Below are 23,985 nucleotides of genomic sequence, written 5' to 3'. Positions count from 1 at the left end.
CCCCGCGCGCACCGGCCCGCCGCCCCTTCGTCCCCCGAGGTACCCACGCCATGAGCCAGCCGCCCCCGCCACCGCCGAACCAGCCCCCGTCGGACCAGCCCGAGCCGCAGGAGCCCCAGAAGGGCGGCTTCGGGGCGCCCCAGGACCCGCCGCCCGGTGGGTTCGGTGCCCCGCAGAGCCCGCCGCCGGGTGGGTTCGGCGCGCCGCAGAGTCCGCCGCCCGGTGGTTTCGGCGCGCCCACGCCGCCTCCGCCGCCCGCGCAGGGCCCCGGCTACGGCTACCCGCAGACTCCGCCCCCGCCCCCGCAGACGGCTCCGCCCGCGGCCCCGCCGCAGCAGCCCTACGGCTACCCGCAGACGCCGCCCCCTGCCCAGCCCGGCTACGGCTACCCGGGCCAGCCGCAGAGCCCCTACGGCGCGCCCGGCCAGCCGCAGCCCCCGTACGGCGCGCCCGCACAGCCCGGCCCCTACGGCTATCCGCAGCAGCAGACCACGCCGATGCAGCCGCAGGCTCCCCAACAGGGCTCCGGCGGAGGGAAGTTCAACGCCCAGCTGGTCATCATCGTGGCGGCCGTCGTGGCGGTCGCGCTGATCATCGGCGGGGGCGTCCTGTACGCGAACGGCAAGAACGACGACAAGAAGACCTCCGCCGACTCGGGCGGCGGTACCGGTGGCAAGGGCGGCGACGGCAAGGGCACCGGCGGCACCTCGTCCAACGGACAGGAGAAGGTGCCGGCCAGCACCTCTTCCAGCCCGCTGTTCCAGATCCCCGCGCCCGCCATTCCCAAGGACGACACGAGCGTGACCACGGTCGGCTCCTGGCTGACCGACAAGGTGTACGCCAAGAGCGGTGTCGCCGAGATCAACGGCTACGACCCGGACTCCGGCGCGAAGACCTGGACGATCAAGCTCCCCGGTCCCGTCTGCCAGGCCAGCCGGCACACCACGGACTCCGACCGCACGGCGATCATCTACGAGCCCGCCATGCCCACCAAGGCGGAACCGTCGCACGGCTGCAGCCAGCTCGCCGCGATCGACCTCGACGCCGGCAAGAAGCTCTGGACGCGGACGATCAAGTCCGGTGACCAGCCGATCAACCTCGACAACGTGACGGTCAGCGGCAACACGGTCGCCGCGGGCAGCACCAGCGGCGGGGGCGCGTTCGACATCTCCACCGCCAAGGTGCTGTGGGCCCCGAAGTCCGCGGACAGCTGCTACGACTCCGGCTACGGCGGCGGTGCGAAGCTCGTCGCGGTCCGCAAGTGCGGCGCGTACGGCAGCTCCCGCCAGCTGCACATCCAGACCATCGACCCGAAGACCGGGAAGGTGATCTCCGAGTACAAGATGTCGCCCGGCATCGAGTACGCGAGCGTCGTCTCCACCGACCCGCTGGTCGTCGCCGCCGACGTCGGCGACTCCGCCGGGGACGGCAGCGGCATCTCGGACTTCTTCTCCATCGACAACAAGACCGGCACGCTGCGCACGAAGATCTCCGCGCCGGGCAAGACGTACGCGGCCCGCTGCGACGGCATCACCAGGATCGAGTACTGCTCCTCGCTCGCCGTCGGCAACGACAAGCTGTACATCCCGACCGAGGAGCACGACGGTACCGGCAAGTACAGCCGGAGCAACGAGATCGTCGCCTTCGACCTCGCCACCGGGAAGCAGACCGGCCAGCGCGCGGACGCCGGCGACGGCTACACCATCACCCCGCTGCGCATGGACGGCACCAACCTCCTCGCGTACAAGCGGCCGCCGTACGACAAGGGCGGGCAGATCGTCACGATCGACGGGACCTCGTTCAAGGCGACCAAGCTCCTGGAGAACCCGGGGGACCAGTCGGTGCGCGACGCCGAGTCCAGCATGCTCCCGGAGTACGCCGAGATCCTCTTCCACGACGGGCACCTGTACATGTCCCAGGTCTTCGCGGACAAGCCGTCGACAACGGGCGACAAGGAGTACCTGGCGATCGCCTTCGGAACCAAGTAGTCCACGAAGCGGACTCTTTCGTTCGGTTGTCGTCGCGTATGCGGCCCCGCCCCTGTTCAGGGGCGGGGCCGCACGCGTACCCCGCATCACTCCCTATTGGGAGAGAATTCGATATTCCGGGGCACTTCTCTCCAGTAGGGGAAGCGCAACGTCGAACAAGCGTGTAGCTTCCGGGGGATGGAGAGCCGGGGGGCTTCTCAACCACGGGGAACCAGTGGGGATGCTTGGGGGGACTGGGGGGTTGCCTGATGGGAGTGCGGCTCATGGTGGTCGATGACCACCGACTGCTGGCCGAGGCGTTGGCCTCGGCACTGAAGCTGCGCGGGCACCGGGTGCTCGCCGCGGCGGCGCCTGCCGCGGGGGCGGCGGAGCTGGTGATCACCCGGGCGCCCGAGGTCTGTCTGATCGGCACCGCGACGCCGTCCGAACCGGGCATCTTCGACCCGGTGGTGCGGATCAAGCGGGAGCGCCCCCAGGTGGCGGTCCTGGTGCTCGGTCCGGTCCCGAACCCGCGCGGCATCGCCGCCGCGTTCGCCGCGGGCGCCTCCGGTTACGTACGGCACGACGAGCGCATCGAGGGGGTCGAGCGCGCCATCATGAAGGCGCGGGCGGGCGAGGCGGCCGTCGCGCCGCAGCTCCTCCAAGGGGCGTTCAGCGAACTGCTCAACCCCGCGGCCCAGCCCGACGACGAGGGCCAGCGCCTGCTCCAGATGCTCACGCCCCGCGAGGTGGAGGTCCTCGTGCGGGTCGCGGACGGGGAGGACACCCGGCTCATCGCGGCCGGCATGGGCATCGCGCCCTCGACGGCCCGCACCCACGTCCAGCGGGTGCTGATGAAACTGGGCGTCGGCTCCCGTCTGGAGGCGGCGGCGCTCGCGGCCCGCACCGGACTGCTCGACCGCGCGGGCCCGATCCCCTCGCCGGCGGCACCGCACCCTTCGGAGAACGACATCCTCTGAGGCCGCCAGGCCGCCAGGCCGCCAGGCCGTCAGGCCGTGAGGACTTGAGGTCCCGGTGATCTCGGTGATCCCCGGTGGTCAGAGAACGCTTACCGGGCCGGGGGTTCGCCCTCCTCGAAGCTGGCGAAGTACGCGGCGGCCATGTCCTCGTCCCCGTGGCCCCGGGCCGCGGCGCGGGCGAAGCGTTCGGCGGCGGCCTCGGCGACATCGAGCCGCACGCCGTGCCGCTGCCCGGCCGCGACGATCAGCCGGGCGTCCTTCTCGGCGGTCGTGACCGCGAACGCCGCGGGGGACAGCCGATCCTCCAGGACCAGACCGGCCTTGGCGTGCAGATATCCCATGTCGAGCGGGCCGCCGGCGATGAGGCCGAAGAAGTCCTGCGGGTCCACACCGAGACCCTTCGCCAGCGCGAGGGCCTCGCCGGCCGCGGCGGTGGCCGCGAGGACCCAGCTGTTGGCGACGAGCTTGAGCCGGGTGGCACTGCCCGCCGCGCCGTCCTCCCCGGTCCACACGGTCCGCGAGCCGACCGCGTCGAAGACCGGCGTCACCGCGTCCCGCGCCGCCACCGGGCCCGCGGCCAGCACGGTCAGCTGTCCGGCCTCGGCGGGGGCGCGTGTCCCGAGGACGGGCGCGTCGAAGAACGCGAGCCCGTGCGCGCGGGCGAAGCCGGCGAGTTCCGCGACGCCGTCGATCCCGGCGGTCGTCGACTGCGCCCAGACCGCCCCGTCACGCAGTCCGGGCGCCGCCTGCCGCATCGTGTCGAGAGTCGCGGGCCCGTCGTACAGCATGGTCAGGACGACATCGGCGCCCCGCACGGCCTCCTCGGGGGACGCCGCGACGTACGCCCCGTCCGCGGCGAGCGGCTCGGCCTTGGCGGCGGTACGGTTCCAGACCCGGACGGTGTGCCCGGCCCGGGCGATGTTGCGGGCCATCGCGGCCCCCATGATCCCGGTACCGAGGACGCTGACGGTGAGTGTCTCGTTCATGGGGTCAGCCTTCCCGCTGGGCACGATTCATGCGCGACGCCCCGCCCTTCGGCGGTCAGGCGCCGTAGCCGTCCAGCAGGATCCGCCGGGCCACCGTCCTGCGGGCGCCCGCGAGCTCCGCCGCGATGCGCCCCTCACGGTCGGCGTCGGAGACGACCGCGGGCGGTACGGGTGGTGCGATCAGCAGCGCGGTCTGGCGCAGATGGGTCGGCGGGTGGGTGGAGTCGACGCTGTGTCCCCGCCGGATGCCGGCCCGGCGCTGACGCTCGCGTTCGTGCTCCGGGACGGAGTTCAGGTCGGTGGCCAGACGCTCCCACAGCCCGTCGATCCGCTCGTCGTCGCGCCGGTTGCCGCCCGGTCCCCGCAGCGCGGAACCGTTGGCCTCGCGCATCAGCGTGACCCTGGCCGACTCGGAGACGAGCAGCCGGTCGAGGAGTTCCACCGCTGCCTGGGTGGACCCGATGCGGGCGGCCAGCCGGTCGGCGAGGTACTCGCTGCGCTGGGAGGCGCGCAGGGTCAGCAGATCGAGGAGGAGCAGCAGCCCGGCCAGGAGCCAACGCGGCACGGCGTAGAACGCGTTGACGACGACGGCGAGCAGGGTGGGCTCCGGATAGGGGTGGAAGAAGTACTGCCAGGTGCCGAGCGAGCGGTAGGCGGCCCCGACGACCCGGCCGTGGCGCGCGTCGCCGTTGCTGTAGTGGCCCAGTTCGTGACCGAGCAGGGCGATCCGCTGCTGCGGGGTGAGGACCTCCCACAGGGGCAGTCCCAGGGTGAGCAGCCGGCGGTCGCGGATCCCGTAGGTCCCGACGCTCGCGTTCACCATGCCGTCGACGGCGATGGCGTCGACTCCGCGAGTGCCGACGACGGTGGCCACCTCGTCGACGAGGGCGAACAGCTCCGGTGCGTCGGCGCGGTGCAGCACGGGCACGTCCTCGGGCAGGCGCGGCAGCCGGGGCCTGAGGGACCACGCGAGGGCGAGCAGCAGCAGGCCCGGCACCATGCCGAAGCCGCCCCATCCCCGGATCAGGAGACCGATGCCGGCCGCGACGGCCGCCACGGTCACGGCGTGGACGGCGAGGGCGAGCGCGTAGGCGAGCACCGAGGCGGTGTCGCGCCGGGCGCGCAGGGCCCTGCCCGCGGTCAGTTCGGCCAGCAGCCGTTCGCTGTAACGGCGGGTCCGGGCGCGCCGGGCCCGCGCGAGCCGTCCCGGACTCTCCTCGGGCGGGGCCGGGTCGACGTTCCACTCGCAGGCGGCGCACCACGCGCTGAACCTGCCGTGGACGCGGATCTCGGTCCCGCAGTCCGGGCACGCCCGGACCGATTCCTCCGCGGTGGTGTGCATTGTGGACTCTCCCCTGCCCCCACGGTCCCTCCCCAGAGACCGTCTGTACATGACACGGCGAAGCTGATCACATCGGTGTCATCGCGTAAAGCGCCTGGTCCGGGCGGAGTTGGCGGTTCGTTCCGGTCCGGGTGTCCGGCCGGGGCATGCCTCGGGGCCGGGTTCCCGTGGGAACTCCGGCCCCGGGCAGGGGGGTTGGTCCGGCGGAGCTACTCCGCGGGCGGGGTGGTCCCGTCCGGCGTGGCGTCCGGTGTGTCGTCCGGGACCGTCGGGGGCAGGGGGCGGAGCCAGAGCCACGCCAGGAAGAACAGGCCGAGGGCGAGCATGCCGAGGCCGGTCCAGAGGTTGATGTTGACGCCGACGGCCTTGTCGATCTCGGCGTCGGAGGCCGTGATGCCGGCGATGGTGACGATGATGCCGTAGAGCACGAACAGGCCGCCGATGATGCGGCGGATGTCGAACAGCCGGGCGGCGGTCGCGGACTTCGCCTGAAGCTCCGTGACCTCGCGCTGGACGTCGCGTTCCGAATAGTCGGACATGGTTTCTTGATTCTCCCTCGTCAGAACCCGTCGGACCTCGTCAGAGCGAGAACGGGATGTAGCAGGCGGCCGCCAGGATCACGGCGCCCCAGCCCAGCAGCGCGGGCCTGCGGTACCAGGCGTCGTCGCCGGCGGCCGGCGGCTCCTCCATGCCGGGGGAGCGGGTGCCGTAGACCAGGCCCTCCAGCTCCTCGGCCGGCTTCGGGGCGGTGAACAGCGACACCGCGACCATGACCACGGCACCGGCGACGAAGCCGGCGATCGCGGAGACGAAGTTGGCGCCCTGGTCGGACGGGAAGCCGATGATGCCCTGCTTGTAGAAGACGAAGTAGTTCACCATCGCGGCCGTCGTACCGGCCAGCAGTCCCCAGAAGCCCGACTTCACCGACGCGCGCCTCCAGAACATGCCGACGATGAAGACCACGAACATCGGCACGTTGAAGAAGGAGAAGAGCGTCTGGAGGTAGCTCATGATGTTGGAGAACGACGAGGCCAGGAAGGCCGTGCCCATCGAGGCCAGGACGCCGATCACGGTGATCCGGCGGCCGAAGCGCACGTAGTAGGCGTCCTCGCGGTCCGTGACCACGTACCGCGCCCAGATGTCGGTCGTGAACACCGTGTTGAAGGACGAGACGTTGGCCGCCATGCCCGCCATGAACGCGGCCAGCAGACCGGTCACCGCGATGCCGAGGACACCGTTGGGCAGCAACTCCTGCATCAGATAGGGGATCGCGTCGTTGTACTGGAGACCCGACCCCTTCATGCCGATCTTCGGGACCAGGACCGCCGCCACCAGGCCCGGGATCATCACCAGGAAGACGATGAAGATCTTCGGGTAGGCCGCGATGAGCGGGGTGCGCTTGGCCGCGGAGAGGTTCTTCGCGGACAGCGCGCGCTGCACCTCGGCGAAGTTCGTCGTCCAGTAGCCGAAGGACAGCACGAAGCCGAGACCGAGCACGATGGTCAGCCAGTTGGCGCCGAGCGGGTTGACGCTGCCGATGCCGGTGCCGCCCCAGGCCGTCGTGAAGTCGCCGCCGTGGGTCTTGTCGAGCGAGTCCGTCAGGCCGTCCCAGCCGCCGACCCGCTTGAGGCCGAGGGCCGCGATCGGGATGAGCGCCGCGAGGATCACGAAGAACTGGAGGACCTCGTTGTAGATCGCCGAGGACAGTCCGCCGAGGGTGATGTACGCGAGCACGAAGAAGCCGGCGACGACGATCGCCACCCACTGCGGCCAGCCGAGGAGCGCCTCGACGACGATCGCGAGCGAGTACAGGTTGACGCCGGCGATGAGGATCGCGGCGAAGGCGAACAGGATCGAACTCAGCAGGTGCGCGTACTTGTCGAAGCGCAGGTAGAGGAACTCCGGCACCGAGCGGACCTTGGAGCCGTAGTAGAACGGCATCATCACGAGGCCCAGGAAGACCATCGCCGGGATGGCGCCGATCCAGTACCAGTGCACGGTGTAGACGCCGTACTGGGCGCTGTTGGCCGCCATGCCGAGGATCTCGGTGGCGCCGAGGTTGGCCGAGATGAACGCGAGGCCGGTGATCCAGGCGGGGAGCGAACGCCCGGAGAGGAAGAAGTCGAGGCTCGTCTTGACCGAACGGCGGGCCGCGAAGCCGATGCCGAGGACGACCACGAAGTAGATGCCGAGGATCGTGTAGTCGAGTGCGTTCGTGGGGAGTCGCAGCTCGGCGGCCAGCATGCCGGCCGATGGTGGGAGATGTGTGGGGGACTGCATCAGGACTCGCTTCGTCGCGTGAACGTATCGAACCGGAACCTACGCCGCCGCTTCTAAGAAATGAACACTTCCGATGGTGTCCTTTGTTTGATTGTGATGTTGACGGCGCTGGGGCCTTGTGGTTTGTTATGTTCGGTTATGTTTGAAGGTTTGATCGGGTGTGGATGGGGAGTCCGACAGTGAAGAAGACCTCGACCCGGCTGGCCGACGGTCGTGAGCTCATCTACTACGACGCGGAGGACGACCGGGTCCGCGACGCGGTGGACCGTCGCCCGCTCGACCCGACCGTCACCACCTCCGAGGTGCGCCGCGACCCGCTGCTCGGCGACTCGGTCGCGATCGCCTCGCACCGCCAGGGCCGCACCTACCACCCCCCGGCCGACGAGTGCCCGCTGTGCCCGTCCTCGGGCGAGCGGTTCAGCGAGATCCCCGACTCCTCGTACGACGTCGTGGTCTTCGAGAACCGCTTTCCCTCGCTGGCCGGCGACGCGGGCCGGTGCGAGGTCGTCTGCTTCACCTCCGACCACGACGCGTCCTTCGCCGACCTGACGGAGCGGCAGGCGGCACTCGTGCTGGAGGCATGGACGGACCGCACGGCCGAACTGTCGCATCTTCCCTCCGTGGAACAGGTCTTCTGCTTCGAGAACCGCGGCGCCGAGATCGGCGTGACACTCGGTCACCCTCACGGGCAGATCTACGGCTACCCCTTCACCACGCCGCGTACCGCCCTGATGCTGCGGTCCCTCGCGGCCCACAAGGAGGCGACCGGCGGCGAGAACCTGTTCGACGACGTCGTCGCGAAGGAGCTGGCGGACGGTTCACGTGTCGTCCTGTCGAGTGACCACTGGGTCGCCTTCGTGCCGTACGCCGCGCACTGGCCCTACGAGGTCCACCTCTATCCGCGCCGCCGCGTCCCCGACCTGCTCGGCCTCGACGAAGGGGCACGCACAGAGTTCCCCCAGGTCTACCTGGAACTCTTGAGGCGCTTCGACCGGATCTTCGACGGACCGGACGGTGCGAAGGACGGGGCGAGCGGGTCCCCGACGCCGTACATCGCGGCCTGGCACCAGGCCCCCTTCGGCCCGCTCGACGAGTTCGAGGGCGTCAACCGCGACGACTTCGCGCTCCACCTCGAGCTTTTCACCATTCGCCGCACTTCCGGCAAGCTGAAGTTCCTCGCGGGTTCCGAGTCCGGCATGAGCGTGTTCATCAACGACGTGCCGCCGGAGACCGCGGCTCAGCGACTGCGAGAGGTAGCGAGTTCATGAGTGGGAAGTACCTGGTCACCGGTGGAGCCGGCTATGTGGGCAGCGTGGTCGCCCGCCACCTGCTCGAGGCGGGCCACGAGGTCACCGTCCTCGACAACCTCTCGACGGGATTCCGCGAGGGCGTCCCCGCCGGCGCCGCCTTCGTCGAGGGCGACATCCGCGACGCCGCCAAGTGGCTGGACTCCTCGTACGACGCGGTCCTGCACTTCGCCGCGTTCTCCCAGGTCGGCGAGTCCGTGGTGAAGCCCGAGAAGTACTGGGACAACAACGTCGGCGGCACCATGGCCCTGCTCGCCGCGATGCGCGACGCCGGCGTGCGCAGGCTCGTCTTCTCCTCCACCGCCGCGACCTACGGCGAGCCGGAGACCACCCCGATCGTCGAGTCCGCGCCGACCCGCCCCACCAACCCCTACGGCGCCTCCAAGCTCGCCGTCGACCACATGATCACCGGCGAGGCCGCCGCCCACGGACTGGCCGCGGTCTCGCTGCGGTACTTCAACGTGGCCGGCGCGTACGGCGACAGCGGCGAGCGGCACGACCCCGAGTCGCACCTCATCCCGCTGGTCCTCCAGGTCGCCCAGGGCCGCCGCGACGCCATCTCCGTCTACGGCGACGACTACCCGACCCCGGACGGCACCTGCATCCGCGACTACATCCACGTCGCGGACCTCGCCGAGGCGCACCTGCTGGCGGTCGCCGCCGCCTCGCCCGGCGAGCACCTGATCTGCAACCTCGGCAACGGCAACGGCTTCTCCGTACGCGAGGTCATCGAGACCGTGCGCCAGGTGACCGGACACCCGATCCCCGAGGTCGTGGCACCGCGCCGCGGCGGCGACCCGGCGGTGCTCGTCGCCTCCGCGGAGACCGCCCGCGAGCGGCTCGGCTGGAACCCGTCCCGCGCGGATCTCGCGGGCATCGTCGCGGACGCGTGGGAGTTCGCACAGAACGTAGCGAAGGGATAGCACGTGGAGCAGGTGGGGGTACGTGAGGGCTTCGAGGAGCTGTACGGAGCCGCGCCCGAGGGCGTCTGGGCGGCACCGGGCCGGGTCAACCTGATCGGCGAGTACACGGACTTCAACGAGGGGTTCGTGATGCCGCTCGCGCTGCCGCACACGGCGGTCGCGGCGGTGTCCCGCCGGTCCGACGGGGTGCTGCGGCTCAACTCGGCGGACATCGACGGCCCCGTCGTCGAACTGCGGGTCGACGAACTCGTGCCGCGCTCGGACACCGGCTGGGCCGCGTACCCGGCGGGTGTCGTGTGGGCGCTGCGCGAGGCCGGCCACGCGGTCGGCGGCGCGGACATCCACCTCGCCTCCACGGTCCCCACCGGCGCCGGCCTGTCCTCCTCCGCCGCCCTGGAGGTCGTCACGGCCGTCGCCCTCGACGAGCTGTACGGCCTCGGCCTCGGCCGCCCCCAGCTGGCCCGCGTCGCGCAGCGCGCCGAGAACGACTTCGTCGGCGTGCCGTGCGGGGTCATGGACCAGACCGCGTCGGCGTGCTGCACCGAGGGCCACGCCCTGCACCTCGACTGCCGGGACCTGTCGATCCGGCAGGTCCCCTTCGACCTCGCCTCGCAGGGGCTCGAACTCCTCGTCGTCGACACCCGCGTCAAGCACGCGCTGGGGGACGGGGCGTACGCCGAGCGGCGCACGGGCTGCGAGGAGGGGGCCCGGCAGCTGGGCGTCTCCCACCTGCGGGACGTCCGCTTCGAGGATCTCGACGCGGCGCTCGGGCAGTTGTCCGACGAGCGGGTGCGCCGCTACGTCCGGCACGTCGTCTCCGACGACCACCGGGTGGAGCGGGTCATCGCGCTGCTGGACGCGGGCGACGTCCGCGCCATCGGACCCGTCCTGACGGACGGTCACGCCTCGCTCCGGGACGACCTGCGGATCTCCTGCCCCGAACTGGATCTCGCCGTTTCGGCGGCGAACTCGGCGGGGGCGCTGGGGGCGCGGATGACCGGCGGGGGGTTCGGGGGGTCCGCGATCGTGCTGCTGGAGTCCGCCGACGTGGACTCCGTCAGCAAGGCGGTCGCGGAGGCGTTCCTGTCGGCGGGCTTCACCGGCCCGCGGATCTTTCCCGCCGTTCCCTCGGCCGGGGCCCGGCGGGTCGGCTGAACGACGGGCTCTTTCGCCCCCTCCGCCCCAACCCGTCCCTTACCCGGGGGCGCTGCCCCCGGGTCCCCGCTCCTCAATCGCCGGAGGGGCTGAACCCCTTCCAGCGCTTCGTCAGGGTGTACTCCGTGATTCCCGGCGGGTAGTCGGGGATCACGGCGACCACCTCGTAGCCGTGTCTGCGGTAGAAGTCGGGGGCCTGGAAGTCCCAGGTCTCCAGGCGGGCCGCGTCGCAGCCGCGTTCCGTCGCGGCCCGTTCGGCCTCGGCGAGGAGCCGGCTGCCGAGACCGGTGCCGCGATGGCGGCCGTCGACCCACAGGTAGGTGACGTGGAGCCAGGTCGTCCACGTGTGCCCCACCAGCCCGCCGGCCAGTTCATCCGCCTCGTCCATGACCCACAGGTGGAGCGGACGCTGACGCTCGGCCGGGGTCCCGCGCAGCGCGCGCAGCACCGGGGACGCCGCCGTGTTGGTCTCCAGGAGTCGCCGGCGGAGCAGATCCCGACGGTCTTTGTCGTCTCCTGTCTCGATACGAAACATACGGCTCACCATAAACGCGCTGGCCAACCAGTTCTGCAAATTGCCTTCCGCTCCCCGCCCCCGCCCGTACCCTGATGAGCAGTACCGGTGGGGGCCGGTGCTGATCAGGGGGCGAGACAGTCGGGTACGACGCCCGAAGTGGGGGTAGCACTTCCAGCACGGCGGCGGCCGTGCGGCTGCGGCACCCCGCTTCCGGGTCGCAAGCTGGCTCGGGATCACTTCGGGCGCCGTACCCGTACCGACCGTCCCCCGACAGTGGGGGTTTGAGTGGTTCGCATCCGAGTACTGGTCGTCGACGATCACCGCATCTTCGCCGAGTCGCTCGCCGCAGCTCTCGCGGCCGAGCCCGATGTCGACGTGTCCGCGGCAGGCAGCGGGCCCGCCGCGCTGCGCTGCCTGGAACGCGCCGCGGCCGAGGGCCGCCGTTTCGACGTGCTGCTCGTCGACGCCGACCTGGGCGGCAACGTGCCCGGCACGCGTCCGGCGGTGCCCGTCCAGGAGAGCAACGAGGACGGGCTGGTGGACGGCATCTCGCTGGTCGCCGGCGTGCGCACCGGGCAGCCGGGCGTCCGCACCGTCGTCCTCGCGGAGAAGGACGACCCGCGCCGGGCCGCGCTCGCCCTGCAGGCCGGCGCCTCCGGCTGGGTCGCCAAGGACTGTTCGCTGTCACGGCTGCTCACCGTCATACGGGGTGTCCTGCGAGACGAGACGCATCTGCCGCCCGCCCTGCTCACCGGGGTGCTGCGGGAGCTGACCGCCGCGCGCAAGCACCGCACCGAGAGCGAGCGGCTCGTGGAGTCGCTGACGCCCCGTGAGCGCGAGGTGCTGCGCTGCATGGTGGCCGGACTGGGCCGCAAGGCCGTGGCGGAGCGGCTGTTCCTCTCCCCGCACACCGTCCGCACCCATATGCAGAACGTGCTCGGGAAGCTCGGCGTGCATTCCACCCTCGCCGCCGTGGCCCTCGCCCGGCGTGCCGGGGTCGGACCCGTCGACCTAACCGGGGATGTTGTCGAACGGGGCGGTCAACTGGCGTAGCAGCCCGGCCAGTTCACCGCGCTGACCGCGGCTCAGCTCCGCGAGGATCGCCCGCTCCTGTTCGAGCAGCCCGGCCAGCGCCTGATCGGCACGGTCGCGGCCCTCCTCGGTGAGCCGGACGAGCACGCCTCTGCGGTCGCTCGGGTCCGGGAGGCGCTCCACCAGGCCCTTCTTCGTCAGACGGTCGATGCGGTTCGTCATCGTGCCCGACGTGACCAGCGTCTGGGTGAGGAGCTGTCCGGGGGAGAGCTGGTACGGGGATCCGGCGCGCCGGAGCGCTGTCAGGACGTCGAACTCCCAGGGCTCCAGGCTGTGCTCGGAGAACGCCAGCCGGCGCGCACGGTCCAGATGCCGGGCGAGCCTGCTCACCCGGCTGAGTACCTCCAGCGGCTCCACGTCGAGGTCCGGGCGCTCCCGGCGCCACGCAGCGACCAGCCGATCGACCTCGTCCTCCATGACGATCAGTGTAGTGGTTGTGTCGACATGAAGTCTCTTGATGTGGAGTCTCTTGACGTCAAGAGACTTTCGGGTGAGGCTGGAGCACCGGAACGGCCGGCCCCCGCCCGGCGCCGCCACCACTCCGCCGACCCGCGAGGAGACCCGCCCATGGCAGCCACCCCCACCTGGGACCCCCACCAGTACCTGCACCACGCCGCACACCGCGCCCGCCCCTTCGCCGACCTGCTCGCCCGCATCACGGACCTCCCCGCCGACCCCGCCCGCATCGCCGACCTCGGCTGCGGCCCCGGCAACGTCACCGTCCAGCTCGCCGACCGCTGGCCCACCGCCCACATCACCGGCTACGACAACTCCGCCGAGATGCTCGCCAGGACCGAGGAGTACGCCGGGCCCACCCCCGGCGGCGGCCGCCTCGACTTCACCCACGCCGACCTCACCGACTGGGCGCCCACCGAGACGTACGACCTCATCGCCTCCAACGCCGCCCTCCAATGGGTGCCAGGACACCTGGAAGCGCTCCCCGGCTGGCTCGACGCCCTCGCGCCCGGCGGCACCCTCGCCGTCCAGATGCCCGACAACACCGACGCGCCCCTGCACGTCCTCATGCGCGACCTCGCCGGCTCCGCCCGCTGGAAGACCCGCCTCGCGGGCGTCCTGCGCACCACCGACTCCGTCCACGACCCCCTCGTCTACCTGGACCGCCTCGAAGCCCTCGGCTGCACCACGGACATCTGGCAGACGACCTACCTGCAACTCCTGAACGGACCCGACGCCGTACTCGACTGGGCCAAGGGCACCGGACTGCGGCCCGTCCTCACCACCCTCGCCGACGACCCCGAGGCCCGCGACAGCTTCCTCACCGCCTACCGCGACCTGCTGCGCGACGCCTACCCCGAGCAGTCCTACGGCACCGTCCTGCCGTTCCGCCGGCTCTTCGCCGTCGCCCGGAAGAAGGGCTGATGCTCACCGCCGTCGACCACGTCCAGCTGGCCGCCCCACCCGGATCCGAGGACCGGCTGCGCGCCTACTACGTCCACGGCCTCGGAATGACCGAGACCCCCAAACCACCCGCCCTCGCCGCCCGCGGAGGCTGCTGGTTCCGGGCCGGAGCCGTCCAGCTCCACCTCGGCGTCGAAACCGGCTTCCGGCCCGCCAAGAAAGCGCACCCAGGCCTCCGGGTCACCGGCATCGACGCCTACGCCGCACGGATCGCCGCCACCGGCGCCCCCGTCACCTGGGACGACGAGCTGCCCGGCCACCGGCGCTTCTACTCCGAGGACCCCATCGGCAACCGCCTCGAATTCCTCGAACCCCTCCCCGAACCACTTCCGGGCGGGACCGCCACAGGGGAGCGGTCCCGCCCGGAAGAACACTCCTAGGCCGCACCTAGGCCTTGCGGTGCCCGATCAGCCGGGGCTTCGGCTCCAGCCCGTCCAGACCGTGCCAGGCCAGGTTCACCAGATGCGCCGCCACCTCCGCCTTGCGGGGCTTGCGGACGTCCAGCCACCACTGACCCGTCAACGCGACCATGCCCACCAGAGCCTGCGCGTACAGCGGAGCCAGCTTCGAGTCGAAACCGCGGCTCTTGAACTCGCGGCCCAGAATGTCCTCCACCTGGGTGGCGATGTCCGAGATCAACGACGCGAACGAACCCGTCGACTGCGGGATCGGGGAGTCACGGACCAGGATCCGGAAACCGTCCGTGTACTCCTCGATGTAGTCCAGAAGAGCGAAAGCCGCCTGCTCGCACAGCTCCCGCGGATGGCCCGCCGTCAGCGAACTCGTCACCATGTCCAGCAGCCGGCGCATCTCCCGGTCCACCACCACCGCGTACAGGCCCTCCTTGCCGCCGAAGTGCTCGTACACCACCGGCTTGGACACCCCGGCCTTCGCCGCGATCTCCTCCACCGACGTGCCCTCGAACCCCTTTGCCGCGAACAAGGTGCGGCCGATCTCCAGCAACTGCTGACGCCGCTCCGCCCCGGTCATCCGGGTGCGGCGCGCGCGCCGCGGCTTCTCACTGCTGCCTGAGGTGCTGCTGGAGTCGGTCGCCACGCCGTCAATCATGCCGCTTCAGCGGATTGCGTCTTGCGCCGGGAGCTGCCCCCGTCGCTGTTCCGGCGGGAATCGAGACGCGAGCGCGAAGGCCACCGCACGTCGTACGCCCAGCCGAGCTGCTCACACCAGCGGATGATCCGCGCCGAGGAGTCGATCTGGCCGCGGTCCACACCGTGCCGAGCCGACGTCGGGTCGGAGTGGTGCAGGTTGTGCCACGACTCGCCGCACGACAGCACCGCAAGCCACCACACGTTGCCCGAACGGTCGCGCGACTTGAACGGACGCCTGCCGACCGCGTGACAGATCGAGTTGATCGACCAGGTCACATGGTGCAACAGCGCCACCCGCACGAGAGAGCCCCAGAAGAACCCGGTGAACGACCCCCACCACGACATCGTCGCCAGACCGCCGATCAGCGGCGGCAGAGCCAGCGAGAGCAGGGTCCAGAAGAGGAACTGCCGCGAGATCGCCCGGATCACCGGGTCCTTGACCAGATCGGGCGCGTACTTCTCCTGCGGCGTCCGCTCCTCGTCGAACATCCAGCCGATGTGCGCCCACCACAGGCCCTTCATCAGCGCCGGGACCGTCTCGCCGTACTTCCACGGCGAATGCGGGTCACCCTCCGCGTCCGAGAACTTGTGATGCTTGCGGTGGTCCGCGACCCAGCGCACCAGCGGCCCCTCGACCGCCATCGAACCCGCCACCGCGATCGCGATCCGCAGCGGCTGCTTCGCCTTGAAGGAGCCATGCGTGAAGTAGCGGTGGTAGCCGATCGTCACACCGTGGCAACCCAGGTAGTAGAAGAAGACCAGCAGACCGAGATCCAGCCAGCTCACCCCCCACCCCCAGGCCAGCGGCACCGCCGCGAGCAGCGCGACGAACGGAACCGCGATGAAGCCGAGAAGCGTGAGCTGTTCGAGCGACCCCTTCTTCTCCCCGCCCAGCGTGGCGGCGGGAAGCCGGGTGCCGTCGCCGTCCGCCTGCGGGGCGTCGTCGATCACATCGGAACTCGTGGTCATGGGCGTCCCCTGTGGGGTTCGAAGGTGATGAAGGGCGGGGAAGAGAGTCCGGGTGCGGCCCCCACGGTCCACCCGTCGAACGACGGGAGACCCTACGGGTCCGTAACCTACGGCGTCGTAAGTATGTCAGCGCGCAGCCCGGCGGCAAGAGCCCGACAGCCTGCGCGTCCGCATGGACACCTATCCTTGGAGTCGGTCGGACAGCGCGGTCCGTTCTGATTCTTCCCGGATGCCTCCTCGCCGAGCGGCAGCCGCCGCGCGGTCGAACACCCGGGTTCCCTCCCAGCCGAGCTTCAGACGAGATTCCCCACTCTTCAGACGAGCTTCACCACTGCAAGGAGCCGCACCTGTGAGCAGTGCCGACGACCAGACCACGACGACCAGCAGCGAGCTGCGCGCCGACATCCGCCGCCTGGGCGACCTGCTCGGTGAGACCCTCGTACGGCAGGAGGGCACCGAGCTCCTGGAACTGGTCGAGAAGGTCCGCCGCCTGACCCGCGAGGACGGCGAGGCCGCCGCCGAGCTGCTGCGCGGCACCGAACTGGAGACCGCCGCCAAGCTGGTCCGCGCCTTCTCGACCTACTTCCACCTCGCCAACGTCACCGAGCAGGTCCACCGAGGCCGCGAGCTGCGCGCCCGGCGCGCCGCCGACGGCAGCCTCCTCGCCCGCACCGCGGACCGCCTCAAGGACGCCGACCCCGAGCACCTGCGCCAGACGGTCAAGAACCTCAACGTCCGCCCCGTCTTCACCGCACACCCCACGGAAGCCGCCCGCCGCTCGGTCCTCAACAAGCTGCGCCGCATCGCGGCCCTCCTGGAGACCCCGGTCATCGAGGCCGACCGCCGCCGCCACGACACCCGCCTCGCCGAGAACATCGACCTCGTCTGGCAGACCGACGAGCTCCGCGTCGTCCGCCCCGAACCCGCCGACGAGGCCCGCAACGCCATCTACTACCTGGACGAACTGCACGCCGGCGCCGTCGGCGACGTCCTGGAGGACCTCACCGCCGAACTCGAACGCGTCGGCGTCGTCCTCCCCGACGAGACCCGCCCCCTCACCTTCGGCACCTGGATCGGCGGCGACCGCGACGGCAACCCGAACGTCACGCCCGAGGTCACCTGGGACGTCCTGATCCTCCAGCACGAACACGGCATCAACGACGCCCTGGACCTCATCGACGAACTCCGCGGCTTCCTCTCGAACTCCATCCGCTACACCGGCGCCAACGACGACCTCCTCGAATCCCTCCAGAACGACCTGGGACGCCTCCCGGAGATCAGCCCCCGCTACAAGCGCCTCAACGCCGAGGAGCCCTACCGGCTCAAGGCCACCTGCATCCGCCAGAAGCTGGAGAACACCAAGCTCCGCCTCGCCAAGGGCACCGCCCACGAGGACGGCCGCGACTACCTCGGCACCGCCGAACTCCTGCGCGACCTCATCCTCATCCAGACCTCCCTGCGCGAACACCGCGGCGGCCTCATCGCCGACGGCCGGATGAACCGCACCATCCGCACCCTCGCCGCCTTCGGCCTCCAGCTCGCCACCATGGACGTCCGCGAACACGCCGACGCCCACCACCACGCCCTCGGCCAGCTCTTCGACCGCCTCGGCGAGGAGTCCTGGCGCTACGTGGACATGCCGCGCGACTACCGCGCCAAGCTCCTCGCCAAGGAACTGCGCTCCCGCCGCCCGCTCGCCCCCACCCCGGCCCCCCTCGACGCCGCGGGCAACAAGACGCTCGGCGTCTTCGAGACCGTCAAGAAGGCCCTGAAGATCTTCGGGCCCGAGGTCATCGAGTCGTACATCATCTCGATGTGCCAGGGCGCCGACGACGTCTTCGCCGCCGCCGTCCTCGCCCGCGAAGCCGGCCTGCTCGACCTGCACGCCGGCTGGGCGAAGATCGGCATCGTGCCGCTCCTGGAGACCACCGACGAGCTCAAGGCCGCGGACACGATCCTGGAGGACATGCTCTCCGACCCCTCCTACCGCCGCCTCGTGGCGCTGCGCGGAGACGTCCAGGAGGTCATGCTCGGCTACTCCGACTCCTCCAAGTTCGGCGGCATCACCACCTCCCAGTGGGAGATCCACCGCGCCCAGCGCCGGCTCCGCGACGTCGCCCACCGCTACGGCGTCCGCCTGCGCCTCTTCCACGGCCGCGGCGGCACCGTCGGCCGCGGCGGCGGCCCCTCGCACGACGCGATCCTCGCGCAGCCCTGGGGCACCCTCGAAGGCGAGATCAAGGTGACCGAGCAGGGCGAGGTCATCTCCGACAAGTACCTCGTCCCCTCCCTCGCCCGCGAGAACCTCGAACTGACCGTCGCCGCCACCCTGCAGGCATCCGCCCTGCACACCGCGCCGCGCCAGTCCGACGAGGCCCTCGCCCGCTGGGACGCCGCCATGGACGTCGTCTCCGACGCCGCCCACTCCGCCTACCGGCGCCTCGTCGAGGACCCCGACCTCCCGACGTACTTCCTCGCCTCCACACCGGTCGACCAGCTCGCCGACCTGCACCTGGGCTCACGGCCCTCCCGCCGCCCCGGCTCCGGCGTCTCGCTCGACGGACTGCGCGCCATCCCCTGGGTCTTCGGCTGGACCCAGTCCCGCCAGATCGTCCCCGGCTGGTTCGGCGTCGGCTCCGGCCTCAAGGCCCTGCGCGAAGCCGGCCTGGACACCATGCTCGACGAGATGCACGAGCAGTGGCACTTCTTCCGCAACTTCCTCTCCAACGTCGAGATGACCCTCGCGAAGACCGACCTGCGCATCGCCGGCCACTACGTCGACACCCTCGTACCGGACGAGCTCAAGCACATCTTCGACACCATCCGCGCCGAACACGAACTCACCGTCCAGGAGGTGCTCCGCATCACCGGCGGCCAGAAGCTGCTCGACACCAACCCGGTGCTCCAGCAGACCTTCTCCATCCGCGACGCCTACCTGGACCCCATCTCCTACCTCCAGGTCGCCCTCCTCAAGCGCCAGCGCGACGAGGCCGCCGCCGGCCAGGATCCCGACCCGCTGCTCTCGCGGGCCCTGCTCCTGACGGTCAACGGCGTCGCCGCGGGCCTGCGCAACACCGGCTGAGCCTCTCGCCGGGCGGCACAGCCCGGCGAACACGAAGGCGCCCTCCCCGTCCGCACGGGGAGGGCGCCTTCGGCGTCCTGGGAAGCGATAACCGGGCGTGGACAGCTCTCGGAGCGGCTACAGCGCCACGAACGCCGCCGTCAGCAGGGCAAGACCCGCACCCGCCATCACCCAGCCCAGCCGCGTCAGCCGCAGCCCGCCCGCCACCACCACCGACGCCAGCAACAAGGCACCGGCCAGCGGCGACCACGCGTACAGCAGACCCGCCGGACCACTGCGGACCACCTCGTCACTGTCCGGCTTCACCGTCACCGTGTACGACCGGCCCTTCCGCACCGCGGGCTCCTGGCCGATACTCACCCGGTCCCGCGCCCGGTAACCCGGCGACAGCGGAGTGAACGGCCCCCAGCACGTCCCGTCCGCACACGACACCACCGCCAGCGTGCCCCGCTCCCGCCCCTTGCCCAGCATCACGTGCTGAGCGGTGCCCCAGGAGGCCCAGACACCCGCGACCAGGATGAGCAGCGTGACCGCGCCCATCGCCGCGAGCCGCCCGAGACGCAGCGCCGCGTACGCGCTCTGACGGGAGGTGACAGCAGGCATGGCGGGGATCATTGGCCATGGCTGAGCACTCGGTCAACTCCGGCGGGGACAAGTCCACAGTTGTACCCGCACAACGACCCCCCACCGAGCCGTGCGGGCACCACCCCCGGCCTCAGGAGTTGTACGTGCCCTGCGCCCGCTCCAGACCCTCGATCACCAGAGCCTCCACCGCGTCCGCCGCCCGGTCCACGAAGTAGTCCAGCTCCTTGCGCTCCGCCGACGCGAAATCCTTCAGCACGAAATCCGCCACCTGCATCCGCCCCGGCGGCCGCCCGATCCCGAACCGCACCCGGTGATAGTCCGCGCCCATAGCCTTCGTCATCGACTTCAGCCCGTTGTGACCGTTGTCGCCGCCCCCCAGCTTCAGCCGCAGCACCCCGTAGTCGATGTCCAGCTCGTCATGGACCGCCACGATGTTCCCCGTCGGCACCTTGTAGAAGTCCCGCAACGCCGTCACCGGACCACCCGACAGGTTCATGTACGACATCGGCTTGGCGAGGATCACCCGCCGGTTCGCCGGACCCGGCGGCCCGATCCGCCCCTCGATCACCTGCGCCTGCGCCTTGCCCGCCCGCTTGAACTTCCCCCCGATCCGCCCCGCCAGCAGATCGGCCACCATGAAGCCCACGTTGTGCCGGTTCATGGCGTACTCCGGGCCCGGATTGCCCAGGCCCACGATCAGCCACGGCCCGGTGGCGTCGGTCGTCACGTCCGTCTCTCCCATGTGTCCTTGATACGCGACAGCCGCCGCCCCTGACAGGAGCGGCGGCCGGCACAGATGCGGATGGCGGCGAGGATCAGGCCTCGACGGACGCGGTGTCCGCGGCGGCGTCGTCCTCGGAAGCCGGCTCCTCGGCCTGCGCGGAGAGGACCTGGAGGACGACCGCGTCCTCGTCGATCGCCAGCGTGGTGCCCTTGGGGAGCGTGATGTCCTTGGCGTGGATGGAGGCACCGGCCTCCAGGCCCTCGATCGAGACGGTGACCGACTCCGGGATGTGCGTGGCCTCGGCCTCGACGGTCAGCGTGTTCAGGACGTGCTCCAGCAGGAAGCTGCCCGGGGCCAGCTCGCCCTCGGTCTGCACGAACACCTCGACGGTGACCTTCTCGCCGCGCTTCACGAGGAGCAGGTCGACGTGCTCGAGGAAGCCCTTGATGGCGTCACGCTGGACGGCCTTCGGGATCGCCAGCTCGGTCTTGCCCTCGATGTCCAGGCTCAGCAGGACGTTCGGGGTACGCAGCGCGAGCTGCAGCGCGTGACCCGGCAGCGTGATGTGGACCGGCTCCGTGCCGTGACCGTAGACGACCGCGGGAACCTTGCTCTCACGGCGGATACGACGGGCGGCACCCTTGCCGAACTCGGTGCGGTTCTCGGCGGCGAGCTTGACCTCGGACATGTTCACTCCTCGTAGAACTGGCGAAAACTTGGAAAGCCTGGGGAAAAGGTCACCCGGCCAAACCATCGGCCTGCTACGAAGAGCGCGTCGATAACGGACCGCCGTACCCGCCGATGACAGCGGAACGGCCTCCCTCGCCGAGCAACTGTGACAGCTTACGGGGCGGGGAGGCCGTACAAGAAATCGATCTAGAGGACCGGCGGAACCGAGGCCTACTGCTCCTCGAACAGGCTCGTCACCGAACCGTCCTCGAAGACCTCACGCACCGCGTTCGCGATCGTCGGCGCGATCGACAGCACCGTGATCTTGTCGAGCTCCAGCTCACCCGGCGTCGGCAGCGTGTCCGTGAACACGAACTCACTGACCTTCGAGTTCTTCAGACGGTCCGCCGCGGGACCCGACAGCACACCGTGCGTCGCCGTCACGATGACGTCCTCCGCACCGTGCGCGAACAACGCGTCCGCCGCGGCACAGATCGTGCCACCCGTGTCGATCATGTCGTCGACGAGCACGCACACGCGGCCCTTCACGTCACCGACCACCTCGTGAACGGTGACCTGGTTGGCGATGTCCTTGTCGCGGCGCTTGTGCACGATGGCCAGCGGAGCGTCGAGACGGTCGCACCAGCGGTCCGCGACCCGCACCCGGCCGGCGTCCGGGGAGACGACCGTGAGCTTGGACCGGTCGACCTTGGCGCCCACGTAGTCCGCCAGGATCGGCAGCGCGAACAGGTGGTCCACCGGGCCGTCGAAGAAGCCCTGGATCTGGTCCGTGTGCAGATCGACCGTGAGGATCCGGTCCGCGCCGGCCGTCTCCATCAGGTCCGCGATCAGACGCGCCGAGATCGGTTCACGTCCACGGTGCTTCTTGTCCTGACGCGCGTAACCGTAGAAGGGCACGATCACCGTGATGCTCCGCGCGGAGGCCCGCTTCAGAGCGTCGATCATGATCAACTGCTCCATGATCCACTTGTTGATCGGAGCCGTGTGGCTCTGCATCAGGAAGCAGTCGGCGCCGCGGGCGGACTCCTCGTAGCGGATGTAGATCTCGCCGTTCGCGAAGTCGAAGGCCTTCGTCGGGACGACCGCGACACCCAGCCGGTGGGCGACCTCCTTGGCAAGCTCGGGGTGGGCGCGGCCGGAGAAGAACATCATCTTCTTCTCGCCGGTCGTCTTGATCCCGGTCACAGCACTGTCTCCTCAGAGGTCTACTCAGTGGGCGTGAGAGGTCGTCTCAGCTGGGCTGCGAGAGGACGTCTCAGCTGGGGTGTGCACCTATCACGGTACGCCGTCGCAGAGGCACCGCTTTCCGGTCAGCCTTCGCTTTCCGTCCCCCGGGCAGCCGTCTCCGCGGCCTTCGCCGCCGCGCTCCCGGGACGCTTACGGGCCACCCAACCCTCGATATTCCTTTGCTGGCCACGGGCCACGGCCAGCGAACCGGCCGGCACATCCTTCGTGATGACCGACCCCGCCGCCGTGTACGCGCCGTCCCCGACCGTGACGGGAGCCACAAACATGTTGTCCGAACCCGTACGGCAGTGCGAGCCGATCGTCGTGTGGTGTTTGTCCTGTCCGTCATAGTTCACGAACACACTGGCGGCACCGATGTTCGAGTACTCGCCGATCGTCGCGTCCCCGACATACGACAGATGCGGAACCTTCGTCCCCTCACCGATCGTCGCGTTCTTCGTCTCCACGTACGTGCCGACCTTCGCCTTCAGGCCCAGCCTCGTCCCCGGACGCAGATACGCGAACGGACCCACCAACGCCTGCGGACCCACCTCGGCACCGTCCGCCACCGTGTTGTCCACCCGGGCACCCGCACCCACCGTGGTGTCCTTCAGACGGCAGTTGGGACCCACCTCGGCACCCTCCGCCAGATGCGTCGCACCCTGCAACTGCGTCCCCGGGTGCACGATCGCGTCCTGCTCGAACGTGACCGTCACATCCACCCACGTCGTCGCCGGATCCACGACACTCACACCCGCCAGCATCGCCTCGGTGAGCAGCCGGTCGTTCAGGATGCGGCGCGCCTCGGCCAGCTGCACCCGGTTGTTGATGCCGGCGATCTCCCGGTGGTCGCCCGCCACGGCCGCGCCCACGCGGTGCCCCGCCTCGCGCAGGATCCCGAGGACGTCCGTCAGATACTCCTCGCCCTGACTGTTGTCCGTCCGCACCTTGCCCAGCGCGTCCGCGAGGAGCTGCCCGTCGAAGGCGAAGACGCCGGAGTTGATCTCGCGGATCGCGCGCTGCGAGTCGCTCGCGTCCTTGTGCTCCACGATCGCGGTGACCGCGCCGCTGGCGCCGTCCCGCACGATACGGCCGTAGCCGGTGGCGTCCGGGACCTCGGCGGTCAGCACCGTCACGGCGTTGCCGTCGGCGGCGTGCGTCTCGGCGAGCGCGCGCAGCGTCCCGCCGCTGAGCAGGGGGGTGTCGCCGCAGACCACGACGACGGTGCCGTCCACGACGCCGCCCAGCTCCTCCAGGCCCATCCGCACGGCGTGCCCGGTGCCGTTCTGCTCGGCCTGCACGGCGGTCCGCACGGCCGGGTCGATCTCCGTGAGGTGGGCGACGACCTTCTCGCGGGCGTGACCCACGACGACGACGAGGTGCGCGGGGTCCAACTCGCCTGCCGCGGCGAGCACATGACCGACGAGGGAACGGCCGCAGATGTCGTGCAGGACCTTGGGTGTGGCCGATTTCATACGGGTGCCCTCACCCGCTGCGAGAACGACGACGGCTGCCGGGCGATTGGCGCTCACGGGAATGCCCTTCGGCTTCGGATGCTTGGGGTGTGGACATCCGCAGGATACCGGGGCGTATCAGGAGGGATATGAGAGCGGGCCCTGACAGTGGTGTCA

Annotated in this window: 22 protein-coding genes; 9 read left to right on the top strand and 13 right to left on the bottom strand. The window is 70.5% G+C overall.

Annotated elements, in window-relative coordinates; translation table 11 throughout:
- The first annotated feature begins 50 nt into the window (after positions 1-50).
- Entirely contained in the window at positions 51-1,988 is a 1,938-nt protein-coding gene (locus tag ABZT74_RS02835) for a PQQ-binding-like beta-propeller repeat protein (protein ID WP_356433117.1), read from the top strand.
- A gap of 248 nt (positions 1,989-2,236) precedes the next feature.
- Positions 2,237-2,947 (top strand): response regulator transcription factor, encoded by a 711-nt coding sequence (locus tag ABZT74_RS02830; protein WP_355872408.1) that lies wholly within the window; start codon positions 2,237-2,239, stop codon positions 2,945-2,947.
- Between the two features lie 89 nt (positions 2,948-3,036).
- Here the strand turns inward: ABZT74_RS02830 and ABZT74_RS02825 are convergent, their stop codons facing one another.
- From ABZT74_RS02825 to ABZT74_RS02810, 4 genes are all read right to left on the bottom strand, one after another.
- Entirely contained in the window at positions 3,037-3,933 is an 897-nt protein-coding gene (locus ABZT74_RS02825; protein ID WP_356172334.1) for an NAD(P)-dependent oxidoreductase, read from the bottom strand.
- 55 nt (positions 3,934-3,988) lie between these two features.
- On the bottom strand, positions 3,989-5,275 hold the full coding sequence (locus ABZT74_RS02820) for a M48 family metalloprotease (protein WP_356433114.1): 1,287 nt from the start codon (positions 5,273-5,275) through the stop codon (positions 3,989-3,991).
- A 209-nt stretch (positions 5,276-5,484) separates the two neighbouring features.
- Entirely contained in the window at positions 5,485-5,814 is a 330-nt protein-coding gene (locus tag ABZT74_RS02815) for a hypothetical protein (protein ID WP_356172328.1), read from the bottom strand.
- A gap of 40 nt (positions 5,815-5,854) precedes the next feature.
- Complete coding sequence (locus ABZT74_RS02810; RefSeq protein WP_356172325.1) at positions 5,855-7,555, bottom strand: sodium:solute symporter family protein; 1,701 nt, start codon at positions 7,553-7,555, stop codon at positions 5,855-5,857.
- A gap of 179 nt (positions 7,556-7,734) precedes the next feature.
- Here ABZT74_RS02810 and galT point away from each other — a divergent pair, with 179 nt between their 5' ends.
- From galT to galK, 3 genes are read left to right on the top strand one after another with little or no spacing between them, the layout of a single operon-like run.
- On the top strand, positions 7,735-8,823 hold the full coding sequence (gene galT, locus ABZT74_RS02805; RefSeq protein ID WP_356433112.1) for a galactose-1-phosphate uridylyltransferase: 1,089 nt from the start codon (positions 7,735-7,737) through the stop codon (positions 8,821-8,823).
- On the top strand, positions 8,820-9,785 hold the full coding sequence (galE, locus tag ABZT74_RS02800) for a UDP-glucose 4-epimerase GalE (protein WP_356172322.1): 966 nt from the start codon (positions 8,820-8,822) through the stop codon (positions 9,783-9,785). The genes galT and galE overlap by 4 nt, the downstream gene beginning before the upstream one ends.
- A gap of 12 nt (positions 9,786-9,797) precedes the next feature.
- Positions 9,798-10,940, top strand: a complete 1,143-nt coding sequence (gene galK, locus ABZT74_RS02795) for a galactokinase (RefSeq protein ID WP_355872538.1) — start codon at positions 9,798-9,800, stop codon at positions 10,938-10,940.
- A gap of 73 nt (positions 10,941-11,013) precedes the next feature.
- Here the strand turns inward: galK and ABZT74_RS02790 are convergent, their stop codons facing one another.
- Entirely contained in the window at positions 11,014-11,487 is a 474-nt protein-coding gene (locus ABZT74_RS02790) for a GNAT family N-acetyltransferase (protein ID WP_355872535.1), read from the bottom strand.
- 255 nt (positions 11,488-11,742) lie between these two features.
- On the opposite strand from ABZT74_RS02790, the gene ABZT74_RS02785 reads away from it, so the two are divergent.
- A complete protein-coding gene (locus ABZT74_RS02785) occupies positions 11,743-12,510 on the top strand; it encodes a response regulator transcription factor (RefSeq protein ID WP_355872393.1) in 768 nt (255 codons plus the stop codon).
- On the opposite strand, the gene ABZT74_RS02780 is transcribed toward ABZT74_RS02785, so the two are convergent.
- Positions 12,469-12,966: a MarR family transcriptional regulator gene (locus tag ABZT74_RS02780; protein ID WP_081217735.1), complete on the bottom strand. Its 498-nt coding sequence runs from the start codon at positions 12,964-12,966 to the stop codon at positions 12,469-12,471. The two genes, ABZT74_RS02785 and ABZT74_RS02780, sit on opposite strands and share 42 nt — an antisense overlap.
- A 150-nt stretch (positions 12,967-13,116) precedes the next feature.
- Here ABZT74_RS02780 and ABZT74_RS02775 point away from each other — a divergent pair, with 150 nt between their 5' ends.
- Complete coding sequence (locus ABZT74_RS02775; RefSeq protein WP_356433110.1) at positions 13,117-13,929, top strand: trans-aconitate 2-methyltransferase; 813 nt, start codon at positions 13,117-13,119, stop codon at positions 13,927-13,929.
- A complete protein-coding gene (locus tag ABZT74_RS02770; protein ID WP_356433108.1) occupies positions 13,929-14,348 on the top strand; it encodes a glyoxalase in 420 nt (139 codons plus the stop codon). Before ABZT74_RS02775 ends, ABZT74_RS02770 begins: the two co-directional genes overlap by 1 nt.
- Before the next feature lie 7 nt (positions 14,349-14,355).
- Here the strand turns inward: ABZT74_RS02770 and ABZT74_RS02765 are convergent, their stop codons facing one another.
- Entirely contained in the window at positions 14,356-15,036 is a 681-nt protein-coding gene (locus ABZT74_RS02765) for a TetR/AcrR family transcriptional regulator (RefSeq protein WP_355872386.1), read from the bottom strand.
- Entirely contained in the window at positions 15,033-16,046 is a 1,014-nt protein-coding gene (locus ABZT74_RS02760) for a fatty acid desaturase (protein ID WP_356433106.1), read from the bottom strand. Before ABZT74_RS02760 ends, ABZT74_RS02765 begins: the two co-directional genes overlap by 4 nt.
- Positions 16,047-16,395: 349 nt before the next feature.
- Here ABZT74_RS02760 and ppc point away from each other — a divergent pair, with 349 nt between their 5' ends.
- Positions 16,396-19,128: a phosphoenolpyruvate carboxylase gene (gene ppc / locus ABZT74_RS02755; protein ID WP_355872381.1), complete on the top strand. Its 2,733-nt coding sequence runs from the start codon at positions 16,396-16,398 to the stop codon at positions 19,126-19,128.
- Between the two features lie 117 nt (positions 19,129-19,245).
- On the opposite strand, the gene ABZT74_RS02750 is transcribed toward ppc, so the two are convergent.
- The 5 genes from ABZT74_RS02750 to glmU all read right to left on the bottom strand — a co-directional run bounded on the left by ABZT74_RS02750 (position 19,246) and on the right by glmU (position 23,886).
- Positions 19,246-19,743, bottom strand: coding sequence for a hypothetical protein (locus ABZT74_RS02750; protein WP_356172313.1), 498 nt, complete (start codon positions 19,741-19,743; stop codon positions 19,246-19,248).
- Between the two features lie 100 nt (positions 19,744-19,843).
- A complete protein-coding gene (gene pth, locus ABZT74_RS02745) occupies positions 19,844-20,455 on the bottom strand; it encodes an aminoacyl-tRNA hydrolase (RefSeq protein WP_355872376.1) in 612 nt (203 codons plus the stop codon).
- A 73-nt stretch (positions 20,456-20,528) separates the two neighbouring features.
- Positions 20,529-21,125 carry a 50S ribosomal protein L25/general stress protein Ctc gene (locus ABZT74_RS02740; RefSeq protein WP_355872374.1) on the bottom strand — a complete coding sequence of 199 codons (597 nt, stop codon included), beginning with the start codon at positions 21,123-21,125 and terminating at the stop codon, positions 20,529-20,531.
- A gap of 212 nt (positions 21,126-21,337) precedes the next feature.
- A complete protein-coding gene (locus ABZT74_RS02735; RefSeq protein WP_355872372.1) occupies positions 21,338-22,312 on the bottom strand; it encodes a ribose-phosphate diphosphokinase in 975 nt (324 codons plus the stop codon).
- A 125-nt stretch (positions 22,313-22,437) separates the two neighbouring features.
- Complete coding sequence (glmU, locus tag ABZT74_RS02730; protein WP_356172307.1) at positions 22,438-23,886, bottom strand: bifunctional UDP-N-acetylglucosamine diphosphorylase/glucosamine-1-phosphate N-acetyltransferase GlmU; 1,449 nt, start codon at positions 23,884-23,886, stop codon at positions 22,438-22,440.
- Positions 23,887-23,985 lie beyond the last annotated feature (99 nt).

Source organism: Streptomyces sp. NPDC005302 (genome assembly GCF_040607345.1).
Classification (GTDB): domain Bacteria; phylum Actinomycetota; class Actinomycetes; order Streptomycetales; family Streptomycetaceae; genus Streptomyces.
Note: the sequence above shows the minus strand (reverse complement) of the source record. Positions and strands in the feature narration are given on the sequence as shown.